Genomic DNA, 6,778 nt, shown 5'->3' on the forward strand with positions numbered 1-6,778 from the left:
GGTAACAGCACTGCCACACGTTTGTCTGGCCTGAGACTATCCCTGTCGGCGCTCAATTGACGACGTGGCAGCTAAAGGAAGAGGTCCGCCTGGTCGGTGCGACTCGGGACGGTTCTGACATGTGGTTCGGGCATGATGGATGTATCGACGGGGCAGTGCGGCGCGTGGATCTCATCTCAAAGCAGGCTTTGCGCTAGTTGGTCCACCCGAACGCCGTCACGCGTCGTATCGGTTCGTCGACAGTGACCGCGCCTCGAAGGGCGCCCGGCATAGGAAGGTCGAGGCTGTACCAGCATGTCTTTGACGTGCGCGAGCCCTTGCGCACCACCCCGTCGCTCGCCCTATGGTGGCTGAGTTGACGCGCCTGCATCTGCATAGCGTCTGATATCCCCGCTGCTTGCGACGAAGATGGGTTCCTTGAGCTTACGAGTCCGATGCCCACCCTTCCCGCACTGGCTGCAATTACCACCCAGATGCCCACGTTCACAACATCAATCATGATAGTCCGGTCTTCGCGAGGGACCGTCACCAGCACGCGGTCGTCGGCCATGGTGTTTAACCGCACGGTGCCCGGATCGCAATTGAGCATCTTAGAAAGAATCATTCGCAACACGGTCCGTCCCACACTGAATTGGCGCGCGATTGCGGTCTTGCTAAACCCCTTTACGCGCCTGCGCTCGTCAAGCGTAAGCCAGTTTCGGCCGTCCGTTGCGGTGGCCAGGTGCCATTCGCCGCGTACACGCCAAAGAAATAATTCGCCTCGAACAGGAAACCGCAAAGCCTGCCATTGCACACCAGTAGCGCGGTGAAACTCGTAGTTGACATCTGGCGCCGTGAAGATGCGCGGCCATCGCGTCCCAACATCCCCGTGTGGGCCATCAATTCCTTTGGTCGAGTTCATTTGAGGAGGCGCTATGTCCGAAATACGTCGGGACATAATGATAGTCCCTTGATGCCCCCACAGATACTGTGCGTTGAAATCAGGATCTAACAAGAATACGATTAGATAATCACAATCGCAACCCGAGGCATGCGAATGGGCGTGTCGCTCCGTTCCTGTGAGCCGTTCGTCGAGTCGCGGAGCACGATTTCCCTATCCACGTCAGCAGCAATCGCTTCGGACATCTCGCTCGCGCTCAGTGACGGATTCCCGCACCCCTCAAATACGTCGTGAAATTGACCAAGCAGCCCGGACGCATTACCTCAGCTCAACATGGGCAGCACCGCCGATTTTTTCGAAATCATTGCATTCGCGCCTGAGGCGTCGACCCCGCCCGGCTTGATTCGATCAATACGGCACGGCCCGGCCTCCTTGTGAAGAATTCCCTCCTCCTAGGATCTCTGTTGACTATGAATGGTCAAGGCTGCATGCAGCGAGCCTAACGAAACGACTGCCTTCAGCTCAGAGGCGCGGTGCGAGGACCTGAAGGGGCAACCTGTTATCCGGTACGCCCTGCCACGCCGTGCAAATGGGCGATCGCGCAGACGTACTTCGTGACCGTTCTACATATGGAGAGACCGCCCCTGATCGGGAGGACCGCCGATCACGAAGTCCGGTCGACCGACGAAGCAATTGCGGCGCAGTGCATGTCGCCATATCGAGCAACGGGCCGCCATCGCGAAGTGCATCTGTTCGCGGCCGGCGTGATCCAGTACCGAAAGAACAGCAGGACGCACGCCTCGCGACCCAGATCGGCGGTGCGCGGGAATTGCCCGCGTAGCGCTGCACTCCCAGCGGTCCGACTACGCGCTCCGCAAGGTGTGCTCGGCGGCATTTACTCCGTCCTACGGGCTGAGCATGCTTTTCATTTCATCGAGCGGAAGTGCACCCGTGACAACCTCGCCGTTTGAAAAAATGATTGTGGGCGTGATCCGTACGCCCAGGCTTTGCGCCAACGCGAGATTGCTCTCGAGCGGTGCACCCGAGCACACATGGCCTCGTGCCGGAGGCAGCCGGTCGAGCATCCAAGCGCGCCAGGCCGCTGCTCGGTCGGGTGCACACCAGATTGCCGCTGCCATTGGTTTGGAATCGGCTGTGACAATCGGAAACAGAAATGTGTAAATAGTAACGTTAGACAGATTGCTTAATCGACGCTCGAGCGTCCTGCAATAGGGACAATACGGATCGGCGAATACCGCAAGCGTTCGTCTTCCGTTACCTTGAACGGTTTTGATCGCACGGTCGAATGGCAGACGGTCAAAGTCGACGCGCCTGCCTTCCATCTGCGTCGCACTCGCTTCCTCGTCTGCCATCGCCGTCGGACACAATAAGAGCAATGCCGAACAGATGACCGCCTTCGCGGGGACGAAGCGAACGCCAAATATGGACCAAGGGTTCATCGAGCTGCCTCGGCGGTAGAGTGTGTTCGGACAACGCGATTGTCGCACCGGAAAGACAAGTCAATAGAGCCCAATGACGCCGCCGTCGAATGCTGTTTCAGTGGCACTGTCAGCTCGGACAAATATCAAGACGCAAGCTTGCGCGTCAAATGGTGAGGCACTCGAGCATCGCCAGAATAGATATCCGGGGTTGTCGTTGCCTCGACAGCGTGTCTGCATGACGCGCCCAGCAACCGCCTTCGATCGTATTCACCTTAACTTTACACGTCTCCTGCATTCTCAGCGTTGAGCCTGCTTTCACCGTGTCTCCAGTGTGGGGAAGACGTAACAAACTTACACGGAACTGTCCACTGCTACGGTGGGCGGAACCACAACGGACTAGCAGCCGGTCTGAAAGCGGAGCCGCACTAAATGCGGCGCGGGTCTGGCACGACATCACCGGCTTGCGGTCCTCGATTGCTCTATTGGGCACGCGACGACGGCGCTGCTGGGCGAGCGACCGCATGTGACGTCTTTGCGCGTCGGCGAAATTTGGCGAGTCCGGCCAGAAGTGGCCACCAATTACTTACTCGACGATGGCGGCGAGCTTTTCAATGTCTCTCTCGATACGACGTCCAGCCTCGCTCATGGAATCCTCGCGTGTAATGGAAACGAGTGGCATGAACAATCCGGTGCCTTCAACCTCAGGCCGTGTCCGCCCTATTGTTGGCTGGGCCGCTTTGGGGTCAATATTACGCGGCCAGACCGCCTGGCGATCGGTGTTCGACCTTACGCCGTCGTCCAAACCGACCTCACACCTCACTACGCTTCAGCAAATAATCTAGCCCACCCACCCGATACCACCGATACCCATAAGGCTCCAATACGACCGTATGGCGGCCGGAAGCATCGGCGTGGCTGTGGTCGTCGGAGAGCAAACTCACCAGTGTGCCGTTGTCCTCGGCCGCCGGCCCGACGCGGAACTTCACCGTACAGGCCGCAGGACTGAAATTGTGCAGGCAGACGACTGAATTGTTCCGCCAGTCGTAGCGCAGCGCGAGCACGTCCTCGCGCGAGGCGCGCAGCACCGCGAAGTCGCCCCAACCGATCTCGGGCACTTCCTTGCGCATGCGGATCATCCGCTCCATCCAGTTGAGCAGAGAGTTTGGATCGCGCCGCTGGGCCGCCACGTTCACACGCTCGAATCCATAGGGGCCGCCCGATATCACGCGCGATACCGGCCGCCCGTGCTTCGTAAATCCGCCGTGCGCCTCCGTCGACCATTGCATCGGCGTGCGCGCGCATTCGCGCTCAGGCAGACGCAGGTCGTCGCCCATGCCGATTTCGTCGCCGTAGCGTACGACAGGTGTTCCCGGCAACGTCAGCATCAGACTGTACGCAAGTTCCAGGCGATGCCGGTCGCCGTCGAGCATCGGCGCGAGGCGTCGCCTGATGCCGCGGTTGTAGAGCTGCATGCCGGGCTCGGGGCCGAACGCGCCAAAGACGGTCTCGCGCTGCTGCGGCGAGAGGCGCCCGAGATCCAGCTCGTCGTGATTGCGTAGGAAGACGCCCCACTGCGCCGTGGACGCGCGCGATCGGGTCGCGAGGAGCGTCTTCTTGAGCGGATCGGCATCTGCGCTCGCGAGCGCATAGAAGGTCGTCTGATTGACCTGGAAGTTGAACATCATCTGCAGCCGCTCGCCCGCGTCGCCGAAATACTGCATGTCGGTGTCCGGCAGCACGTTCGCCTCGGCGAGAATGATCGCGTCGCCCTCGCGCCATTGCAGGAACTCGCGGAACGTGCGCAGCATGTCGTACTGCTCGACGGGCCGCTTCACCTGCGGCCCCTTCGTCGCGATGACGAACGGTACCGCGTCCATGCGAAACCCCGACACGCCGAGCTGAATCCAGAAACCCATGATCTTGAGCAACTCGGCCTGCACGTACGGGTTTGCGGTGTTCAGATCGGGCTGGAAACCATAGAAGCGGTGGAAGTACCACATCCGCGCTCCCTTGTCGTAGGTCCACGTGGACTTCTGCACGCCCGGGAACACCACGCCGTCCTCGGCGTTCGCGGGCTTCTTCTTCGACCACACGTACCAGTCTCGGTATTTCGACTGTGGATCGCGCCGCGCCTCCCGGAACCACGGATGCTGGTCCGACGTATGATTCACGACGAGATCGATCATCACCCGCAAGCCGCGCTGGCGGCATGCGTGGGTGAACTCGGTGAAGTCGCCGAGCGTGCCGTAGCGCGGATCGACATTGTAGTAATCGGAGATGTCGTAGCCGTTGTCGCGGCAGGGCGACGGCTGGAACGGCATGAGCCAGATCGTCGTGATGCCTAGGCCCTGCAGGTAGTCGAGCCTTCGCACGAGGCCCTGGAAGTCGCCGGTGCCGTCGCCGTTCGCATCCATGAACGTGCCGACGGAGAGGCAATAGACGATCGCGTTCTTGTACCAGAGGTCGTTAACCATGCGCTGTGGACAAGGTCCAGTTTGCGATGCGGATGGCGGCCGCGCCGGCACATCGGGTGGCGCGGGGACGGATCTAGTGTAGCCGCCGGCCTCTGCACTCGGCAATCTATGTGAAGTAGGAGGCTTGTCCGAACGGAACATGTTCGCCAACTACTGATGGCGTGCGGCGACGGCGCTTTGGCCGCCTCGCGGCGTTCGTGCAGTAGCGTGCCGATAGGCAGGCTTTTTTTTGCTCATCTGGAAGTGCGTCGCTCGGGTGGGGACCCGGGGGACGCGTTTAGATCATGTTCTTGGCGCCCGCCGTTTCCGGCGGGACTTTTTTCTCTTTTCCGGTGCTACGGCGGTTGCGCTGAGGGCAAGCTCGCACCAAGTAAGCCTGGAGCCAAGAAAGCCATCAATACGGAAACGGAGTACGGTGGTGACGCTCGAATGGGACGTACGCGCAGTTCTTCACGGCTCGCCCAAAAAATGACCGCGGGTATTTACGCCAAATAGCGTGCGCACCGGTGATGGCCGTCGATAGGACCGCGCCATGGGCGACTTCTCCTTTGACTACGTCCCCGTCAGCGTACGCCCTTCATGTCCGTTCCTTGATGACCTTCATCTTGCTTTCGGACAGACCGGCCGAAGCGGGGATTGACGCGTACATGGTTGGCCATCACACAAGCCGCGATATTGATGCGTTGACGCCCCGGCACGGACCGCCCTACGCTCTGTGCAACAAGAAGTAATTTTCAGGGATGGGTCATGAAAAAGATACTGTTCTTTCTCGCCATCGCTGCATTGGCCGTCGTTGTCAAGGTAACGACGTTCGGCGGGGGCGGAGCGGTAGGGAAATCCGCTGTCAAGGCCTACCACGAGTCGGAAGAATCAGACCGAATCGACTACCACCTCGCGCAAATGATGAACATGATTAATAAGCAGGCACCGGTCATGGTCGATAAGGATACAAGGCTCGATAATGCATGGGGTCTTGCCCATCAGTTTCGCTATAACTACACGTTGATCGACCACGACGGCGCAGAGGTCTCTGGGCAACAATTTACAAAGGCCATGCTGCCTTACTTGCATAACGAGGTATGTGAGGGAAAAACGTTGAAAGTGCTCCCTGAGAACGGTGTAACCGTGTCATTTGCATACAAAGGCAGGGATGGGGCGGACATCGCAACTATTACTATCACGCCAGCAGAATGCAGATCGTCTGCGAGCATGTGAGCCGCCCAGAATTCCGATGAGATAGGCCCCATATGACTGCTAGCGGCTATTCACCTTGCTACTCGTTCACCCGCTGTTCGCGCGGTCCAGCGTTTAGATTCCCATTGGCCGGGAAACTGAAGGAGACAAAGATGACAATCACACTTTTCCAGCCGAGGCACCCATGCGGACATTCGCGATCCCTGTAGAAGGCTGGGCGCTGCGCTGGTGATCCCGGTTTTCTTAAGCTTTGGCGCTTGGTTATAGCGACGCTTCGCGCTCTAAAGTTTCGCGGTGTTTCGGAGAAGTTCAAGAAATTGCAGTGCAGCTTGAAGTTCAGCTGGAGGCCGCACGTTAGGACACTCACGTTGATAACCGCGGCCCCGCGGTCCCCTTTCCCGTGGCAGGTTGCGGGCTGATCAATTCTCCGTCACAAACTTAAGTTGCCCGTGTAGCGGGCTCTCAAGACCATGCGCAAATGGAATGATGGCGGAAAAAATTCGAGCGTGAATCAGACGTTCGCACGTCTTCCGCGTCTGCTCGCTCTCGCTATTTCATCTTTGGAACACCCATGTTCCAAACTCTGCCTTTCGTGAAACGGCCGCTATCAGGATCTTCGCATCTCTAAGCGGGCTTCAATCACTTCGTGGAGCCTGAACAGCGCCATTTTCAGGTTGCCGTCGTTCGCCAGTCTGCGGACGGTCTGCAGTACCTCCTGCTCAAACGGATCGGGCGTAATCACACGTTCTGTCTGGTGAATTGTATCCGTCAGCGGAACCCGTCGGCGT

4 protein-coding genes and 1 pseudogene are annotated in these 6,778 nt (G+C 58.9%); 1 reads left to right on the forward strand and 4 read right to left on the reverse strand.

What is annotated here, in order from left to right:
• Positions 1 to 193: 193 nt before the first annotated feature.
• From BG61_RS42345 to BG61_RS32810, 3 genes are all read right to left on the reverse strand, one after another.
• Positions 194 to 901, reverse strand: coding sequence for a hypothetical protein (locus BG61_RS42345; RefSeq protein ID WP_152565257.1), 708 nt, complete (start codon positions 899 to 901; stop codon positions 194 to 196).
• Positions 902 to 1,785: 884 nt separating this feature from the next.
• Positions 1,786 to 2,340, reverse strand: a complete 555-nt coding sequence (locus BG61_RS40655) for a DsbC family protein (protein WP_075584275.1) — start codon at positions 2,338 to 2,340, stop codon at positions 1,786 to 1,788.
• A 791-nt stretch (positions 2,341 to 3,131) separates the two neighbouring features.
• Positions 3,132 to 4,796 (reverse strand): alpha-amylase family protein, encoded by a 1,665-nt coding sequence (locus tag BG61_RS32810; RefSeq protein ID WP_035942621.1) that lies wholly within the window; start codon positions 4,794 to 4,796, stop codon positions 3,132 to 3,134.
• Positions 4,797 to 5,543: 747 nt separating this feature from the next.
• Here BG61_RS32810 and BG61_RS32815 point away from each other — a divergent pair.
• A complete protein-coding gene (locus tag BG61_RS32815) occupies positions 5,544 to 6,011 on the forward strand; it encodes a hypothetical protein (protein WP_035942623.1) in 468 nt (155 codons plus the stop codon).
• 586 nt (positions 6,012 to 6,597) lie between these two features.
• On the opposite strand, the pseudogene BG61_RS43720 reads toward BG61_RS32815, so the two are convergent.
• Positions 6,598 to 6,778 (reverse strand): annotated as a pseudogene (locus BG61_RS43720) (hypothetical protein); the annotation flags it as partial.

The organism is Caballeronia glathei (assembly GCF_000698595.1).
GTDB lineage: Bacteria > Pseudomonadota > Gammaproteobacteria > Burkholderiales > Burkholderiaceae > Caballeronia > Caballeronia glathei.

What these genes read in the sequence shown, in the direction of transcription:
- BG61_RS42345 (WP_152565257.1), bottom strand. Translation starts at nt 901, where the DNA reads ATGAACTCGACCAAAGGAATTGATGGCCCACACGGGGATGTTGGGACG.
- BG61_RS40655 (WP_075584275.1), bottom strand. Translation starts at nt 2,340, where the DNA reads ATGAACCCTTGGTCCATATTTGGCGTTCGCTTCGTCCCCGCGAAGGCG.
- BG61_RS32810 (WP_035942621.1), bottom strand. Translation starts at nt 4,796, where the DNA reads ATGGTTAACGACCTCTGGTACAAGAACGCGATCGTCTATTGCCTCTCC.
- BG61_RS32815 (WP_035942623.1), top strand. Translation starts at nt 5,544, where the DNA reads ATGAAAAAGATACTGTTCTTTCTCGCCATCGCTGCATTGGCCGTCGTT.